The sequence below is a fragment of the Kitasatospora sp. NPDC017646 genome (genome assembly GCF_044329365.1).
Lineage (GTDB): Bacteria > Actinomycetota > Actinomycetes > Streptomycetales > Streptomycetaceae > Kitasatospora.
In genome coordinates this window covers 209,819-226,969 of record NZ_JBIRJC010000005.1, presented here as the reverse complement: position 1 = coordinate 226,969, position 17,151 = coordinate 209,819, and the positions used below count along the sequence as shown (strand labels likewise).

13 protein-coding genes are annotated in these 17,151 nt (G+C 67.4%); 11 read left to right on the top strand and 2 right to left on the bottom strand.

Annotated features, from left to right (window positions below; genetic code table 11):
* Positions 1 to 40 precede the first annotated feature (40 nt).
* A complete protein-coding gene (gene ispH / locus ACH4J0_RS11130; RefSeq protein ID WP_360263009.1) occupies positions 41 to 991 on the bottom strand; it encodes a 4-hydroxy-3-methylbut-2-enyl diphosphate reductase in 951 nt (316 codons plus the stop codon).
* A 513-nt stretch (positions 992 to 1,504) separates the two neighbouring features.
* Between ispH and ACH4J0_RS11125 the strand changes: the two genes are divergently transcribed.
* Complete coding sequence (locus tag ACH4J0_RS11125; protein WP_396238561.1) at positions 1,505 to 2,416, top strand: SAM-dependent methyltransferase; 912 nt, start codon at positions 1,505 to 1,507, stop codon at positions 2,414 to 2,416.
* A 306-nt stretch (positions 2,417 to 2,722) separates the two neighbouring features.
* The gene (locus ACH4J0_RS11120) at positions 2,723 to 3,553 is read left to right on the top strand and encodes a methyltransferase domain-containing protein (RefSeq protein WP_360501472.1); all 831 of its coding nucleotides are present in this window, start codon (positions 2,723 to 2,725) and stop codon (positions 3,551 to 3,553) included.
* Positions 3,554 to 3,895: 342 nt separating this feature from the next.
* On the opposite strand, the gene ACH4J0_RS11115 is transcribed toward ACH4J0_RS11120, so the two are convergent.
* Complete coding sequence (locus ACH4J0_RS11115) at positions 3,896 to 5,143, bottom strand: cytochrome P450 (protein ID WP_396238559.1); 1,248 nt, start codon at positions 5,141 to 5,143, stop codon at positions 3,896 to 3,898.
* Positions 5,144 to 5,889: 746 nt separating this feature from the next.
* On the opposite strand from ACH4J0_RS11115, the gene ACH4J0_RS11110 reads away from it, so the two are divergent.
* The 9 genes from ACH4J0_RS11110 (at position 5,890) to ACH4J0_RS11070 (ending at position 16,874) form a co-directional block, all read left to right on the top strand.
* Complete coding sequence (locus tag ACH4J0_RS11110; protein ID WP_380340424.1) at positions 5,890 to 6,846, top strand: polyprenyl synthetase family protein; 957 nt, start codon at positions 5,890 to 5,892, stop codon at positions 6,844 to 6,846.
* Positions 6,847 to 6,924: 78 nt separating this feature from the next.
* The gene (locus tag ACH4J0_RS11105; RefSeq protein WP_396238557.1) at positions 6,925 to 8,079 is read left to right on the top strand and encodes a cytochrome P450; all 1,155 of its coding nucleotides are present in this window, start codon (positions 6,925 to 6,927) and stop codon (positions 8,077 to 8,079) included.
* A 10-nt stretch (positions 8,080 to 8,089) separates the two neighbouring features.
* A complete protein-coding gene (locus tag ACH4J0_RS11100; protein ID WP_396238555.1) occupies positions 8,090 to 8,986 on the top strand; it encodes a UbiA family prenyltransferase in 897 nt (298 codons plus the stop codon).
* 14 nt (positions 8,987 to 9,000) lie between these two features.
* Entirely contained in the window at positions 9,001 to 9,831 is an 831-nt protein-coding gene (locus tag ACH4J0_RS11095) for an arylamine N-acetyltransferase (protein ID WP_360263029.1), read from the top strand.
* On the top strand, positions 9,831 to 11,957 hold the full coding sequence (gene pabB / locus ACH4J0_RS11090; RefSeq protein WP_396238553.1) for an aminodeoxychorismate synthase component I: 2,127 nt from the start codon (positions 9,831 to 9,833) through the stop codon (positions 11,955 to 11,957). Before ACH4J0_RS11095 ends, pabB begins: the two co-directional genes overlap by 1 nt.
* Positions 11,954 to 12,781 (top strand): aminotransferase class IV, encoded by an 828-nt coding sequence (locus tag ACH4J0_RS11085; RefSeq protein WP_396238551.1) that lies wholly within the window; start codon positions 11,954 to 11,956, stop codon positions 12,779 to 12,781. The genes pabB and ACH4J0_RS11085 overlap by 4 nt, the downstream gene beginning before the upstream one ends.
* Before the next feature lie 13 nt (positions 12,782 to 12,794).
* Positions 12,795 to 13,724, top strand: a complete 930-nt coding sequence (locus ACH4J0_RS11080) for a diiron oxygenase (protein ID WP_380340407.1) — start codon at positions 12,795 to 12,797, stop codon at positions 13,722 to 13,724.
* Positions 13,725 to 13,764: 40 nt separating this feature from the next.
* Positions 13,765 to 15,174 (top strand): class II 3-deoxy-7-phosphoheptulonate synthase, encoded by a 1,410-nt coding sequence (locus ACH4J0_RS11075; RefSeq protein ID WP_396238549.1) that lies wholly within the window; start codon positions 13,765 to 13,767, stop codon positions 15,172 to 15,174.
* A gap of 98 nt (positions 15,175 to 15,272) precedes the next feature.
* Positions 15,273 to 16,874 (top strand): class I adenylate-forming enzyme family protein, encoded by a 1,602-nt coding sequence (locus ACH4J0_RS11070; RefSeq protein WP_396238547.1) that lies wholly within the window; start codon positions 15,273 to 15,275, stop codon positions 16,872 to 16,874.
* The last annotated feature ends 277 nt before the right edge of the window (positions 16,875 to 17,151 follow it).

Below are 17,151 nucleotides of genomic sequence, written 5' to 3'. Positions count from 1 at the left end.
CGGCGCGATGCCGGTTCGGCCGACGATCGGTCCCGACCGGTCACGGCGCGTCCGCCACTCCGGTCAGCCGCGTGGGCGGGAAGAACACGATGTCCTCGGTCGCCACCCGTTCCACGGACGTGTCCGCGTAACCCAGTTCGGCGAGCCGGTCGAGCAGCTGGTCGACGAGGATCTCCGGCGCGCTCGCCCCGGCGCTCACGCCGACCGTGCTCACGCCGGCCAGCCACGTGGGGTCGAAGTGCGTCACGTCCGGCACCAGTTCAGCCCTGCCGCCGAGCCTGCGCGCCACCTCGACCATCCGGATCGAGTTGCTGGAGTTGGTCGAACCGACCACCAGCACCAGGTCACAGCGGTCCACGATGGCCCGGATGCCGTCCTGGCGGTTCTGGCTGGCGTAACAGATGTCGTCGGTGGCGGGCCCGCGCAGGTCGATGAACCTGCGCTGGAGCACGGCGATGATGTCCCTGGTCTCGTCCACCGAGAGTGTGGTCTGGGTGAGGTAGGCGACTGCTGCGTCGGAGGGAAGGTCCAGTGCCTCCGCGTCGGCAACCGTCTCGACGATGATCGTCTGGTCGGGAGCGTGCCCGTAAGTGCCCTCGACCTCCTCGTGGTCCGCATGCCCGACCAGCAGCAACGTCCGCCCGTCGCGGGCGAACCGGCGGGCCTCCTGGTGCACCTTGGCCACCAGGGGGCAGGTCGCGTCGAGCACGTCCAGCCCGCGTGCCTCCGCGTTCTGCCGCACCTGCGGGGAGACGCCGTGCGCGGAGAAGACACACACCGCGCCCTCCGGTACCTCCTGCTCGGAATCGACGAACCGGACTCCCCGGCGCTGGAACTCGCGCACCACGTAGTGGTTATGCACGATCTCCTTGCGGACGTAGATCGGCGCGCCGTGCTGTTCCAGCGCGAGGTCGATGATGGCTATCGCCCGGCGTACACCGGCACACAAACTCCGTGGCTCGGCCAGCAGGACCCGCTTACCGTCACTCATCCCACTCCGTTCCGTGCCATGACGTTTGCGTTGAAACGCCTGGCCTGCGTTGCCGAACAGGGCATCCACGCCGGTCGGTAGAAACCGAGCCCTTCTGGGGAAGTCTTGTCTGCCGTTTGGTGCCGGCTTAATAGCCGGACTCGAAGTACGGCCTTGGGTGCCGCCCAGCAGCTACCAATCTGCACAGTACTCCAATCCAGTCCTCACACCGTCTCCGTTTGGGGTTTTTCCTAAAGTCGAAGCTGCTCACGCCGCGTCGTTGACACGACCAGGACTGTCCTCCAGGATGGCATCCAATAGCCGCCGCTCAATTTTGGGCGACTCAGGATTCCGGATCGTGAGAGCGGCCCTGCATTTCGAACGAGGCGCTGCTCGTGCCGCAAGCCACGGAATCCGGTCCGGCGATCCTCGTTAAACCACGTATCCTCGCCAAAATTCATGACGAGCGCAGCGCAACGACCGAAGCAGGCCATTCGCCAATGTCGTCGGCATCAGAGCTCTGGAGGAGTGACCGTGTCAAATCTGCTGGATGAACTTTCGAGTTCGCCTCAGGCAGCGCTGGAGCCTCAGGACGAGGTAAGAATCGTTGGCCAGTACTACGACGACAAAACAGCCAGGCTTGTCCGCAAATACGGGCCCGGCCCCAGGATTCACTACCACGTGGGTCACTACCCTTCGGCTGAAACGCCGCTGCATCCCGACGATGTGACGCCGGATGCCATTCGCCGCAGCATCCGGGACCACCAAGAGGGTCTGCTGCGGTACGCGGCCAAGATCTGGGGCGCTGAACACCGGCTGTCGGGGCGAATCCTGGACGTCGGCTGCGGTCTCGGCGGGGGCTCGCTCTTCTGGGCGCAGGAGTACGGCGCCGACGTCACGGCGGTCACCAATGCGCCGGAACACGCGCCGATCGTCAACAAGTTCGCGCGGGAATGCGGCGTGGACGAGCGGGTCCGAACCCTGGTCTGTGATGCGATGCATCTCCCCCTGGACGGCCCCTATGACGCAGCAGTAGCGATCGAGAGCAGCGGATACTTCAACCGTCCGCAGTGGTTCGAGCGTCTGGCGCAGGTGCTTCGTCCGGGCGCGAGTGTGTGCATCGAGGAAGTGTTCATCACACGCCCTCACGGGGCCGATGTGTGGGCCGAATACTTCTACACGAAGCCGGCCACGGTGCTCGACTACGCAGAAGCCGCGCAGGCTGCGGGCTTCGAACTGGTCGATGAGGTCGACGCCACGTCAGAGACTCTGCCGTTCTGGGAGGAGAGTGTCGCCTGGACGAAGGCGGTACTGGACACCGACAGCAGCCTCTCTGCAGTTGACCGCAGGAACCTGAGGATATCTCTGCTGGCGAACCAGGCGCTCTGCGCTGAATGGCAAGCAGGAGGCATGCAGCTGGGCTTCTTGCGCTTCGAGCGTAAGTGAGCGCGAAGAGTAGCAGACAGCCAGTTCGTTGACCTGGCAGCACTGGTTACCAGTGGTTGTCAGTAGATCACGCAGGCGCTGGGCTGGGGTTGCCCAGCCCAGCGCAGCGGGTTTCCGCCCGCCTTTCGATGTGACTGCCGCCTAGGTGTCGCCAACCATCTCCTCGACGCGTTCCCCGGCTTGTGGCTCGCGGTCGACCCGCAGGATCTGCGGTGGCGTACCAACACGATCATTCGCGGGCTCACCGCCGGTACGGCTGAACCGCCGCCGACTTCCCGCCACCTTCACGACGATACGGAGTTCCTCATGACGCTCGGACAGTCTCCCGCTCACAGCGACGTCCGCAACGTGTACGACGGGTTCGGTCGGATCTATGGTTCCGTCTGGGGCCCCAATATCCACTACGGCTACTGGGAGAACGAGGCCGACGACAGCTCCGTCGAGGTGGCCACGGACCGCCTGACCGACCTGATGATCTCTGGTCTCGCCGCACAGGCCGGCCAGCGGGTCCTGGACATCGGCTGCGGCATCGGCTACCCCGCGCAGCGGCTCGTCCGCACTTGTGACGTGAACGTGGTGGGCATCACCGTCAGCCACATCCAGGTGGAGGAGGCCACGGAACTCGCCGCCGAGGCCGGGCTCGCCGACCGGGCCACGTTCCAGTTCGCGGACGCGATGGACATGCCCTTCCCCGACGGCTCGTTCGACGCGGCCTGGGCGTTCGAGTCGATGTGGCACATGCCCGACCGGGCCCAGGTGCTCTCCGAGGCCGCCCGCGTGCTGCGCCCCGGCGGCCGCCTCGCCATCGCCGACGTCATCCAGCGCGACCCGATCAGCCCTGAGGGACGCGTGGTCCTGGACCACATCTCCGAGAACTACGCGGTGCACTCCCTGGGTACTGTGGACGAATACCGGGTGGCGTTGGCCGCCAACGGTTTCGTCGACGTGGAGATCCGTGACATCACCGACAACGTCATCCGTACCCTCGGGCTCATGGCCGACGCCTTTGACACTGTCCGCGACAAGCTGGCCGACCTGGTCGGCGAGGAGCACGCCGAGTCGCTCATCCACAACGTGCGCAGGTTCGGGGCCATCCCGGAGAGCGGCTACCTCTTCCTGACCGCGGTCCGCGCCTGACCGCGGGCGCCGTCCCCGGTTCTCAGCTCGGCGTCTCATGGCGCAAGGCTGGGGTCGAGGTACTTCCTGACGCTTCCTGAACAGGGCCCTCTGGCGGTTGAGCGAGATGTCTGACGTCTCAACTCGACGTCCGGAGGGCCTCGTTGTTTGTCCATCCTGCATCACCGGACCTGCCGCACGGCCCATCAGCAGTCCGACAAGCCGAAACGGCCCGCCAGTTCAACTGACGGGCCGTCACACCGTGCTGGGGCTAGCCGGCATCCGGATCTGTGGAACCCAGGGTCCTCACCGCAGGGGTCAGCGTATCGTCCAGATCCCCGACGACCGCCCGGATGCCCGTCCTCACTGCCGTACCCGCAACTCGGTCAACGCCCGAAGCGGAAACACTGGCCGGTGATGTGGCGGCTGCCCTGGCGCCAGGGTCAGACCCGGCATCCTGGTGGCGATGGCCTCTACCGCGATCTCCAGTTCCGCGCGGGCGAATCCGGCTCCGAGGCAGAAATGGATGCCGTGCCCGAACGCGAGATGCGTGGCAGACCGGCTGTCCGGACTGAACGCGGCCGGACATGCGCGAGAGCGGCTGTCCCGGCCGGCCGCTCCGTACAGCAGAAGCAGCCGACTCCCCGCGGCCAGGTGGACGCCACCGACCACTACGTCACGGACCGCGGTCCGGTACATGCCCGCCAGCGGGCTGTCGAACCGCAGCCCCTCCTCAACGAGGTCCCGTACGGCGATCGTCCCGTCGACGACCTCGGCCCAGCCGCCGGGTGACTGAAGCTGCTGGTAGAGGATCGTGCCGAGCGCCTCGGCACAGGTCATGTGTCCCGCGAAGATCAGGGTGGGGACCTGGACGGAAACCTCGTCAGCGGTGAGCGTGCGGCCCGCCTTGCCGTCGTGGAGCAGCTCACTGATCAGGTCGTCCTGCGGTGCGGCCAGCCGCTCCTGCACGAGTGAACGGGCGAACGCTCCGAAGTCCATCAGCCCGCGGGCGAATTCACGCAGCCGCTCAGGATCGGCGTTGCTCTGCGACATCATGAGCTCGATGCGCTGCTCGGACCACGTGCGGCAGCGGTCGTAGTAATCCTCCGGGACCCCGAGGCGCCGGCAGATCACCTCGAGGGCGTACGGAACGGCGAACGCCGAGATGAAGTCGAACTCCGTCAAGACCGCGGCACGCTCGACGAGGTCGGTGGCGATCGCACGGATCGTGGGTTCGAACGCTCTGACCCTGGCCGGCGTGAACCCGGCGTTGAGCACTTCCCTGACCCTGGCGTGCTCGGGCGGGTCGAGTGAGCCGACGGCCACCGCATCAGCGCCGCGCCAGGTGCGGAACATCCGACTCACGTCCTCGGGCAGTGCGGCCGCGGGACGAGGGTTGTGGTCACGCGCCGAGAAGCTTTGGTCGTCCCGCAGCACGGCAACCATGTCCTCGCGCCGGGTGACGCACCACGCGCCGAGCAAAGGGGCGTAGAACACCGGTTCCGTCTCTCCGATGTCGGCCAAAAATGAATACGGGTCGTCGCGATGTGCGCCGTACGGGTCGAACGACCTGACTTCATGCAATTGCTCAGAACCAACTGGCATAGCCATTCAGCCTCTCAAGCTTTCAGTGAACCATTCCCGGCAATGATCAGTGACGTCGTGTGATACTGCTCGGCCCGCCGGGGCGACCCAGGGTCGCAACGTCCGCCCGTCGCGGGCGAACCGGCGGGCCTCCTGGTGCACCTCGGCCACCAGGGGGCAGGTCGAGCACGTCCAGCGCGCGCCGTGCTGTTCCAGCGCGAGGTCGATGACGGCTATCGCCAGGCGTACACCGGCACAGAAACCGAGCCCTTCTCAGGAAGTCTTGTCTGCCGTTTGGTGCCGGCTTAATAGCCGGACTCGAAGTACGGCCTCGGGTGCCGCCCAGCAGCTACCAATCTGCACAGTACTCCAATCCAGTCCCCACACCGTCTCCGTTTGGGGTTTTTCCTAAAGTCGAAGCTGCCCACGCCGCGTCGTTGACACGACGGGAGAGGTCGTTCAGGATGACAGCCGGAACGATCACGCAAATTCCGGTGCATCACTCCGGGTCCGGATTGCGCGTAGCTGCGGGAGCTGCCTACGCATTGACCTGAGTGAGATCGGGTGATCATGAGCTTTGCGCAATCATTCGTCCATCCAGCGCAGTGATTTCCAGTGGTGCAATTCGCGAACGCCATGCGCGTAGGCTCTGACCACGAATTGGGAAGGCGCGCGACCGAAGGAGAATCCCGATCAGCGCACTCGACAGCTCGTCGACCGGGCTCCAAGCCTTCCTGTCGCCGAAGATGGTGCAATCCACGGTACTGCCCGTTATGCGGCAGCAGACTTCCGCACTGCAGCCGATCCTGGCCCGGATCTGCTCCTACCACCTCGGCTTCATCGACGAACACGGTGACCCCAGCGGTGCGGAGGGCGGCAAGCTGACCCGCGCCGCCCTCATGATGGCGGCGGCTGATGGCGTCGGCCTACGGCCGGAGGACGTGCGGTGCCAGGCGGCAGCGCTGGAGTTGCTGCACAACTCGACCCTGATCCACGACGACATCATCGACGCGGACGAGCTGCGTCGCGGCCGCCCGGCCGCGTGGAAGGTGTTCGGCACCAGTCTGGCCATCCTGGCCGGGGACGCGTTGCAGGCTCTTGGGCTGCAGATGGTCGTCGCCGACCCCGGCCCCGGCCGTGCGGAAATCTCCAGCCTGTTCGCCGAAGCCCTCGGTCTGGTTCTCGCGGGCCAGGCTCGCGAGCTCACCGTCCGGCTGGGTCCGGGCACCGGCATCGCGGAGTACGACCGGATCGTGGAGGAGAAGACGTCCGCGCTGCTGGAGTGCGCGCTGGTGACGCCCGCGTTGCGGGCGGGCAGACCGGAGCACGTCCTGACTGCCCTGCGCAGCGCAGGCCGGCATCTGGGCCTGGCTTTTCAGATCTTCAACGACGTCGAGGACATCTGGGGCGACCCCGCAGTGACCGGCAAGCCCGTCCGGAGCGACATCCTGCGGCGCAACCCTTCTTTTCCAGTGCTGGCGGCCTTGTCCACCGACAGCCCGGCCGGCGAACGACTGCGCCAGCTGTGGCACGCCGACGGCAGCACGGCAGCGGACCTCCAGGAGATGGCCGACCTCGTCGAGGAATCCGGCAGCCGGCACACGGCCGAGCAGCTGTCCCGCAGCCATCTGGACTCGGCTCTGGAGCACCTCGGACGAGCCGAGCTGTCCCCGGCCGCGTCCGCCGAACTGACCGCCTTGTTCGACCGCATCGTCAATCGCACGCCATGACGTACATCGTGATCATCCTCGACAAGGTGGTCTGAACCTCGATTCCGGCGGAGGCCGTCAGTGAGTACCCCAGCTCAATTGCCTTTCGAGCAGACGAATGTGCTGCAACTCGCGCCAGGGCTGCGCACGCTCCAATCCCAGGGCGCGGTCCATCGGGTTCGTACTGCCGAGGGCGTCGAGGCGTGGCTGGTCACCGGTCATGCCCAGGTGGCGCAGCTGCTCAACGATGACCGGCTCAGCCGCTCCAATCCCGATCCGGAGGCCGCGGCGAAGGACAGCGGGTCGGCGTTCCTCGCCGGCCTGCTGGGCGACTTCGCCACCGACCACGCTCGGTTGCGTGCGCTACTGGAGCCGCACTTCTCACCCGAGCGGATGCTGGCGCTGCGGCCCCACGTCGAAGAGCTGACCGGGCGGCTCCTGGACGAACTGGCCGGGCAGAAGTCACCGGTGGACCTGCGCCAGATGTTGGCGCTGCCGCTGCCGCTTCAGGTGATGTGCCAGTGGTTGGGCGTACCCCGGGAGGACAAGGACCGGTTCGGCAGCTGGATCCAGGACGCCGCCAACGTCGGGGACCCGGTCAGGTCCAAGCAGGGACTGGGCGAGTTGTTCGGCTACTGCAGGCAACTCGTCGCGGACAAACGGCAGAATCCCGGCGATGACGTGATCTCCCGGATCTGCGCGACCGAGGGGATCACCGACAACGAGGTCCTCGGGCTGACGGCGTTGTTGCTGTTCGGTGGCTATGAGACCACGGTGGCCCGGATCGGCACCTGCGTGTCGCTGCTGCTGGCCAACCCCGAGCAGTGGCAGGCGTTGCTGGACGACCCGGGCCTCGTCCCCGGCGCGGTCGAGGAAACCCTGCGGATGTCGATGCCGAACCCGCACAACGGCGGCATGCCCCGTTATGCGCTGACGGACTTCGAGATCGACGGAGTCACCATCCGGGCCGGCGACTTCGTACTGCTGAACATCATCGCGGCCAACCACGACGAGACGGCCTTCGCCGACCCCGGCCGGATCGATGTCGCTCGCAACACCGCGGACAGCCTCGTGTTCGGGCGCGGCGCCTACTCCTGCGTCGGCGCGATGCTGGCCCGGATGCAGCTGCAGGTGTTGCTCACCCAGCTCGTCGCGCGATTCCCCACCATGCGTCTGGCTGTCGGTGTAGAGGAGCTGGGGCTGCGCCACAACACGCTGATCGGCGGGTTGGTCCAGCTTCCGGTGACCTGGTGATTGGATCCTGATGCTGCACAAGATATCTACCGGCGTAGTCACGAAGAGCCCGGAGTCAGTCCGCGCATATCTCCTGTTGATGCGACTGGACCGGCCTACAGGGTACGTGCTGTACCTGCTTCCAGGGCTGTGGGCCGTCGTCCTCGCCTCCGGGCGACGACCGGACCTGCTGGCGGTGGTGGTCGTCGCTGTCGCGGCGGTGCTGGTGCGCGGCGCGGCCTGCGCGGTCAACGACGTGGTCGACAGGGACGTCGACGCCCGGGTCGCCCGCACCGTGTCGCGTCCTGTCGCGTCGGGGACGATCAGCGTCGGGAACGCACTCCTGTTCGCCGCCGCACAGGCCGTGGTCGCACTGCTGGTCCTGGCGGTGGCGAACGGGGGGACAGCCCTGGTCGTCGGGGCCTCGTACCCGTTGATCGTCGCGTACCCCTTCATGAAGCGCATCTTCTTCTGGCCCTCGGCGTTCCTGGCGCTGGTGATGAGCGTCTACGTGCTGATCGGCTGGACGGCGGTGACCGGGAGCGCCGACTACCCGCTCGCGGTGTACGGCCTGTACGCCGGCGGGGCCTTCTGGACCCTGATTCACGACACGATCTACTCCCATCAGGACAAGGCGTACGACCGGAACATCGGTGTCAGGTCTTCCGCCCTGCTGTTCGGCAAGGCCACCAAGGCGTGGCTGGCGATTTTCGTCGTGCTCAGCGTCGGCGGCGTGCTGTGGGCCGGTTCCCAGACGCCGATGGGGTGGGCGTTCTACCTGATCGTCGTGCTCGCGGGAATCTTCTTGTCCTATCTGGTCGTACGTGTGGACCTGGATGATCCGCAATCGTGCTGGGACACCTTCGTCGCCAACACGTACTTCGGCTGGATCGTTCTCGCGGCCGCGGTCGCCGGGCAGTTCACATGAAGGATGAGCTACGTATGACGGATTCGATGTGGCAGGGCAGTGGCGTCGACCTGGACGCCTACCTGACCCGCGTGGGCTACCAGGGCGACGTGGCTGCGGACCTCTCCACGCTGCGGGGTCTGCACGCCGCCCACGTCGACGCGATCGCCTTCGACAACCTCGACGCGGTGCTCGGGCGGCCGACGGTGCCGTTGGACCTGGACAGCGTCCAGGAGAAGATCGTGCGACAGGGCCGCGGCGGCTGGTGCCTGGAACAGGTCGTCCTGATGGCGGCGGTGCTGGACCGGATCGGCTTCACGTTCTCGGCGTTCGCGGGCAGGACACGGATCCGCACCGGGAACAAGTTCGGTCCGGCACTCCACGTAGCCCTGTGCGTGCAGCTCGACGACGAACGCTGGATCTTCGACGTGGGTTTCGGTGCATACGGGCCGCACGTCCCCATCCGCCTCGCCGAGAACTCGCGGCTGGACGGCGATTGGCCCTTCGACGTGGTGCGGGAACCGAGTGGTGAACACGTGCTGCGGTTCCTTCGACCTGAGGGTCCCGCAGAGCTCTACGGTTTCACCACCGACGCGCGCTATCCGTCGGACTTCGAGCTCCTCAACCATTTCTGCCTGACTCACCCGCGCTCGCCGTTCAACCACCGGATGGTCCTCCAGCGCACTCAGCCCGACGTGAGGCACCTCCTCGTCGGCAGCACTCTCACGGAGATACGTCCCGCAGAGCCGGCGACCTTCCGGGAACTCGACAAGGACGAGACGCTTTCCGCTCCCGAGGAGATCTTCGGGATCACCTTGGAACCGGGCGACGTCCAAACGCTCCGGAAGATCTTGGACGGCCCGTGATGCGTACCTTGCTGCTGGACAACTACGACTCGTACACCTTCAACCTGTACCAGTTGATCGCCGAGATCAACGGCCAGGAGCCCGTCGTCATGGTCAACGACGATCCGATGTTGTCCAGCCTGCGGCTGGAGGACTTCGACAACATCGTCGTCTCGCCCGGCCCTGGACGGCCGCAGAACCCGCGCGACGTCGGCCTCCTCGGCGACCTGCTGCGTCGCACCACGCTGCCCGTGCTGGGCGTCTGCCTCGGCCATCAGATGATCGCGCACCTGGCCGGAGCGTCGGTGGTCGCCGCGCCCGAACCGAGACACGGGCACGTCGCCAAGGTCTCCCACGAGGGAGATCCGCTGTTCGCCGGCATTCCGCGGGAATTCGTCGCGGTTCGCTACCACTCGCTGTGCGTGCAGGAGCCCCTGCCCGAGGAGCTCATCGCCACCGCGTGGGCAGACGACGGTGTACTCATGGCGCTGCGTCACCGCGATCTGCCGCAGTGGGGCGTGCAGTTCCACCCCGAGTCGATAGCTTCCCAGTACGGGCGTGAGATCCTGCGGAACTTCGCCGATCTGACCTGCCGGACGCAGCCCAAACAACGGCCCTCCGTCACCGACACCGGAACGGACACGGACACCGGCACCGGCACCGGCACCGCACTGGCCGGCGAGACGCCCGGCGCGGTCGAGGAACTGGGAATCATCAGCACGGCCGTGCCGACCGCTGCCGATTCCGAGGCCATCTTTCTGAAGCTCTTCGACAACACCCCGTACTGCTTCTGGCTGGACAGCAGCCGGGTGGAGGAGGGCCTGTCCCGGTTCTCGTTCCTCGGCGACACGTCAGGTCCGCTCAGCGAGGTCCTGACCTACCGCACCGGCAGCGGGACAGTGGAAGTGCGCGACGCGAACGGCGTCGGCATCGTCACCGGCAGCGTGTTCGACGTCCTCGAACAGCGGCTGCGCGACCGGCGCATCCCCGACTCGGACCTGCCGTTCGACCTGACCGGCGGCTACGTCGGCTACTTCGGCTACGAACTCAAGGCCGAATGCGGGGCCACGGCCAGCCACACCGCCGAAACGCCGGACGCCATCTGGATGTTCGCCGATCGCGTCATCGCGGTCGACCACCAGGAGGGACTGACCTACCTGGTGGCCGTCCACGACGAGAAGACCCGGCGTGACGCGCAGGAGTGGGTGGAACGGACGTCCGCGCTCCTGACGGGCCTGAACCCGGCCGATGTCGAGCCGCCGCGCGAACCCGCCGTCGGCCCGCCCCCGAATGCCGAGGAGTACCTCGGCCGCGGCCGGAGCCAGTACCTGGCGGACATCACGGAGTGCCAGCGTCAGCTGAACCGGGGCGAGAGCTACGAGATCTGCCTGACCAACAAGTTGCACATGCCGTTCCATGACGACGACACGTCCTTCTACCTGCGGCTGCGCCGGGCGAACCCGGCACCGTACGCCGCGCTCCTACGCCTGGGCGACGTCACGGTCTTCAGCTCCTCGCCGGAGCGGTTCCTGCGCATCGAGAGGGACCGCACGGTCACCAGCAAGCCGATCAAGGGCACGGCCCCGCGCGACGCCGACCCGGTGCGCGACGCCGAACTGGCCGCCGTCCTCGCCTCCAGCGCCAAGACTCAGGCCGAGAACCTGATGATCGTCGACCTGTTGCGCAACGACCTGGGCCGGGTGTGCGAGGTGGGCAGCATCGAGGTCGACCCGTACCTGGCCGTCGAGAGCTACGAGACCGTGCACCAACTGGTCTCCACCGTTCGCGGACGGCTCAGTGACGGGGTCAGCGCGATGGACTGCGCCCGGCAGTGCTTCCCGGGCGGGTCGATGACCGGAGCGCCGAAGCTGCGCACCATGGAGATCATCGACCGCTTGGAGACGGAGGCCCGGGGTGTCTACTCCGGCGCCCTCGGCTACTTCGGCCTCTCCGGCGGCACGGAACTGAACATCGTGATCCGCACCGCGGTCCGTGTCGGTGACCGGTTGACCATCGGAGCCGGCGGGGCGATAGTGCTCGACTCCCACCCGCACGAAGAGTACGAGGAGATGCTGCTCAAGGCGGCGGCGTCGCTCCGCGCCTGGCGTGCGCCGGCGGTGTCGGACGTGGGCGGCTCCCGACGATGAACACGGCAAAGAGCACGGCCACCGACCAGGGCGTCCGCCGGTGCTGGGACCCCGATGGCGGATGGTCGACGGCCGACGCCGCCGGGACGGTGCTGGTCATCGACTCCTGGCTCGTGGACGAGGGGCGGGTGCGGGGACTCGACCGGCACGCCGAACGCTTCGGTTCGGCCTGCGACCGGTTCGGCGGACCGGGAGACGAACGGACGAACCGGTTCCTGCGGGCGGTCGCCGAGTCGCTGCCCGCGCAAGGCCGATGGTTTCCTCGCGTCGAACTCGTGGAGACCGGGTCGGGAACGCGGCTGCGGATGTGGCTGCGCCCCGCGCCACCGCGCACCGCGACCGTCCGGTTGTGGACCGCGGCGGGACCCGACCGCCGTCGACTGCCGGCCGTCAAGGGCGCCGACCTGGATCACCTGGCCTCCCTACGCGCTGCCGCGGCTGCGGCGGGAGCTGACGAGCCGGTGCTGGTCTCGACGGAAGGGCATGTGGTCGAAGGGGCGTCCACGAGCATCGTCTGGTGGCGGGGCGACACGCTGTGCGGGCCACCACCCGGCCCCGGCCTGCTCCCCGGGATCACCCGCGCCCTGCTCGGCGAGCTCGCCGCCACGACAGGGCACCAGGTCGTCACCGAGCAGGCCACCGCGTCGGATCTCGCCGGCGTCCCCGTCTGGACGCTGAACGCCCTGCACGGCATCCGGCCGGTCACCGAGGGGCTGGGCCGGTTCCAGGACACGGACGCCGCAGCGGCCGAGCGCTGGCAGTCGCGCCTGGCCGCGCTCGCCGTTGCGGCCGACGCCTCGCTGATTCCTGTGGTGAACCCATGAAGGAGGTTTCCCGATGACCTCGGCACGTGAAGAGCCCACGTACGAACGCGACTTGCTGGTGCAGCTGACGCGCCGCTGGGGGAAGCGAGTGGCCGTCAAGAAGGACGAGCTCGACCTCGACGGTCACTTCGACACGGCGATGCCGGACTTCCCCGAACGCCTCGTCCCGGTGCTGGGACTGCCGGGTGCCGACCGGCTCGACCAGGACGCTCGCGAGCGCATCCTGTCCGCGGCGTGGATCTCCTACAACGCCAAGACCGCGGCCATCGAGGACGAGATCATCTTGCCGGCCTGCCGGTTGATGCTCCAGGAACGGATCCCCGTCCGCCACGACGACGTCGCCGTCGACGCGCTGCACCAGACGATCATCGATGAGCACTACCACATCCTGATGTGCCACAACGCCGTCGGCGTGACCCGCAGGCGGCGCGACCTGACGGACCTGCGGTTCGCGCCGGGCGTCTGGTCGGTCGTCCGGGAGCTGGAAGCCACCCGCGCCGGGCTGTCCGGGTTCGACCGCGACATCGTCGACATCGCGTTCTCCCTGGCCGCCGAGACGACGATCAACGGGTTCCTCTCCACACTCGCCACCGCCCAGGAGATCCAGCCGATGAACCGGATCACCACCGATCTGCACCGGCGGGACGAGAGCGGACACGCGGTGGTGTTCCGTGAGTTGTGCGGCTCGCTCTACCGGAACCTGGACGGCGCACTGCAGCGGACGTTCCGCGAAGCGCTCGTCGCCGGGCTGACCGCGTTCCGCTCCGCGGACCTGGACCCCTGGGTGACCGTGGCGGCCCAGGGCGGCTTCGAGATCGACACCGATCAGCTGAGCGAGTGGGCCGCCTCCCGTCCCGTGCCCGCGCGGGACACCGGACCGTTGCAGCTGCTGCTCGACGACCTGGGCATCAGCCACGATCTCGTCGAGATGGTCCACCCATGACCGCCCCGCACCGTTGAGCCGTGAGAAGCGGACGGAGATCATGTTGACCCCCACCGGCGAAGCCGCCGCGCACTGGCGCACACTTGTCGCCCATCAGCGGCCGGAGTGGCCTAGCCTGGCTGAGCTCGGCGACGTGATGGATCAGCTGGCAGCCGTGCTCCCGTTGGTCACGCCGCAGGAGTGCGACACGTTCACCGCACGACTCGCCCAGGTGGCAGAGGGCAAAGCGTTCCTGCTGCAGGGTGGCGACTGCGCCGAACGCTTCGGCCGCCTCTCGACGCAGGCGATTCACAGCAAACTACGCCTCCTGCAGCAGATGGCCGTGATCCTGGCGTACGCGTCGGCGGTGCCGGTGGTCACGGTGGGCCGGATGGCCGGGCAGTACGCGAAGCCCCGATCCCGGCCGACCGAGACCGTCGACGGGCGCACGCTGCCGGTCTACCGGGGCGACGCGGTGAACGGCGTCGGCTTCAGCCAGGCCGAACGACGGCCGGACCCGTCCCGGCTGCTTCGGATGTACGACGCTTCGCGCTACACCCTGGACGCCATGCGCGCATTCGCCCGTGTCGGCACCGATCTACGCCAACTGCACGAGGAGAACCAGGACTTCGTCTCACGCTCGGCTGCCGGTGAACGCTACAGCGAACTCGCCGGTCGAATCGGCCGGGCACTGTCCTCCAAGGACGCGCGCGGCGGCGATCCGTCGCGCACCACGGAGTTGTTCGCCAGCCACGAGGGACTGCTGCTCGACTACGAGGCCGCGCTGACCCGTTACGAGCCGCGTTCCGGCCGAAGGTACGCGGGCAGCGGCCACATGCTGTGGATCGGCGACCGCACCAGACAGCTCGACGGCGCCCACGTCGCCTACTTCGCGACCATCGACAACCCGATCGCGGTGAAGCTGGGCCCTGCCACCACGCCCGAGCAGGCGCTGGCCCTGATCGACCGCCTCGACCCCGACCGGCGGCCGGGCCGGCTGACGTTCATCGTGCGCATGGGCGCACACCGCGTGCGGCACCTGCTGCCGGAACTCGTGGAGAAGGTCACGGCTTCCGGCGCGCCGGTGGTGTGGGTGTGCGATCCGATGCACGGCAACACCTTCGAGGCGCCCAGCGGGCACAAGACCAGGCGGTTCGACGACATCCTCGCCGAGGTCGCCGGCTTCTTCGAGGTGCACCAGGCGCTCGGCACCCACGCCGGCGGACTGCACGTGGAGCTGACCGGCGAGGACGTGACCGAGTGCGTCGGCGGCGGCGCCGATCTGGGTTTCGACGACCTGCACCGCAGGTACGAGTCGGCGTGCGACCCGCGTCTCAACAGAGGCCAGGCGCTTGACCTGGCCTTCCTGGTAGCCGAGATATTCAACCCGGGAGCAACCGGCGTCGTGGCACCGGAGGCAGCGGTGAACGCCGCGGTCCAGGGCGCAAGTCACAGCAACTCTCCCGCCTAGTTCGCCGCGTGAAACCAGCAACATTTTCGAGTGCCCACGCTCTCGCGATCATGTAATCCTACACCGATCAATAAACGGGTCGGCGGAATGGAGTTCCGATGCCTTCGAAGGAGAATTACGCCCGCCGGGTGCTTGAGGCGCTGGCGTCCGATCCTGACCGGATTGCCCTGCGTCGGGAAGGCGAAGAGTTCACCGCAGGCCAGTTCTCCAAGGCTGTTCTCACCGCGGCGGAAATCTTGCGTCGGCACTTCACAGAACACCGAGCCCCGATTGCGGAAGGCAAGGATCCGGTTGTGGCGGTGCTAACCGTCACCAACACCCCGGCGACCATCATCTTCCGCTACGCGGCCAACCTCGCCGGGGCCACCCTGGTCCACCTGCACTCCACGAACGCGGTGGATCCCACCGATCAGCTGGCCGCCGCCGCCCGGCAGGAGATGCTCAGCAGGACCGGGGCGACCTTCCTCGCCATCGACAAGGAGAACGTCGACGCGGCCCGCGAGCTGTGCGACCGGCTGCCTGAGCCACCGCGTCTCGCCGCTCTCGGCCCCCTCGGTCCCGATGTCCTAGACCTCTCGTCGGGCGACTCGTACGCCTTCGACCTAGACGCCGTCGAGGTCGACCCCGAACAACCGGCCGTGGTGATCTGCACCAGCGGTACCAGCGGCAGCCCCAAGGCTGTCACAATGCCGTACCGCGTCCGCAGCCTCTACCTGCAGGTGGGCCCCCGGGTGGGCTTCCAGTCCCCGGAACCCATCGTGTACCTGTCGACCCTTCCGGTGAGCAACTCCAGCGGTACCGTCGTCGACCTCGCGCTCGCCTCCGGCGGAACGGTCGTCCTGCACGACGGGTTTGAGGCGGGCGAAGTGCTGCGGGCCGTGGAACAGCACCGCATCTCCACGCTGGCGATCACCCCGCCGCAGCTGTACATGCTGGTCGACCACCCCGACATCGCCACCACCGACCGGTCGAGCATCAGGAACATCACCTACGTCGGCTCCCCCGCAGCTCCCGCCCGCCTGGCCGAGGCGGTCGAGGTGTTCGGCCCGGTGCTGACCCAGATCTACGGGACCACGGAGACCAGCCCCATCAGCATCCTGACCCCGCCGGACCACTCCGACCCGGCACTCTGCCGGACCGTCGGGCGTCCGACCGCGGAGGTACGCATCCGCGGCCTGGACGACGACCGTGACGTCCCACCCGGCGAGATCGGCGAGGTGTGCGTGCGGAGCCCGTCCACCATGCTCGGCTACTGGGGCGAACCGGAGCTGACCGCCGTGACCATCCGCGACGGCTGGGTGCACACCGGCGACCTCGGTTCCCTCGACGAGAACGGCTTTCTGCGCCTGCACGGCCGGATGGGCGAGGTGATGAAGACCAACGGCATCAAGGTCCGTCCCACAGATGTGGAGAATGCGCTGCTAACCCATCAGGAGGTCGCCCAGGCCGCGGTGTACTGCGTGGTCGACGACGACCGTGTGGAGCACATCCACGCCGCCATCGTGGTGCGGCCGGGCAGCACCGCCGACTCCGGGACGCTGATCGGTCACGTCGCTGCCGAGCTGTCCCCGAATCACGTACCGGCCGTGGTGACGTTCTACGACGCACTGCCCCTCACCGGTGCCGGCAAGCCGGACAAGCAGACGCTGGTCGCACTAGCTAGCGCTCTCGCTGATAAGCCGTTGTCTTATCGGATGTGATCGGTAGGTTTCCGCAGGTCAGGCTTAGGCTCGGCGACCGCGCGACAGGGTTGGTCCATCCGGCGAGACAGGTTCCCACTTGGACCGGGGGCCACGTTTCTGTCAATCTCGGCAGTCTTCCTGGCGGGGATGCTGTCGAAAATCCTGGCCTGACCGGCCTGAGACCGATGACTGGCTGACTCTCGTTACAGGCGCTCTGTTGGCGGCCAACCAGCCCCAAACGCACCGGTGCTACTGGGGATCGAGTCCCGGGCCGGATCCGCCTTCCCAAATTCCG

Excerpts from the sequence above, each read along its gene's own strand:
- ispH (WP_360263009.1), bottom strand. The coding sequence starts at position 991 with ATGAGTGACGGTAAGCGGGTCCTGCTGGCCGAGCCACGGAGTTTGTGT.
- ACH4J0_RS11120 (WP_360501472.1), top strand. The coding sequence starts at position 2,723 with ATGACGCTCGGACAGTCTCCCGCTCACAGCGACGTCCGCAACGTGTAC.
- ACH4J0_RS11115 (WP_396238559.1), bottom strand. The coding sequence starts at position 5,143 with ATGGCTATGCCAGTTGGTTCTGAGCAATTGCATGAAGTCAGGTCGTTC.
- ACH4J0_RS11110 (WP_380340424.1), top strand. The coding sequence starts at position 5,890 with ATGCGGCAGCAGACTTCCGCACTGCAGCCGATCCTGGCCCGGATCTGC.
- ACH4J0_RS11100 (WP_396238555.1), top strand. The coding sequence starts at position 8,090 with ATGCTGCACAAGATATCTACCGGCGTAGTCACGAAGAGCCCGGAGTCA.
- ACH4J0_RS11095 (WP_360263029.1), top strand. The coding sequence starts at position 9,001 with ATGACGGATTCGATGTGGCAGGGCAGTGGCGTCGACCTGGACGCCTAC.
- pabB (WP_396238553.1), top strand. The coding sequence starts at position 9,831 with ATGCGTACCTTGCTGCTGGACAACTACGACTCGTACACCTTCAACCTG.
- ACH4J0_RS11085 (WP_396238551.1), top strand. The coding sequence starts at position 11,954 with ATGAACACGGCAAAGAGCACGGCCACCGACCAGGGCGTCCGCCGGTGC.
- ACH4J0_RS11080 (WP_380340407.1), top strand. The coding sequence starts at position 12,795 with ATGACCTCGGCACGTGAAGAGCCCACGTACGAACGCGACTTGCTGGTG.
- ACH4J0_RS11075 (WP_396238549.1), top strand. The coding sequence starts at position 13,765 with ATGTTGACCCCCACCGGCGAAGCCGCCGCGCACTGGCGCACACTTGTC.
- ACH4J0_RS11070 (WP_396238547.1), top strand. The coding sequence starts at position 15,273 with ATGCCTTCGAAGGAGAATTACGCCCGCCGGGTGCTTGAGGCGCTGGCG.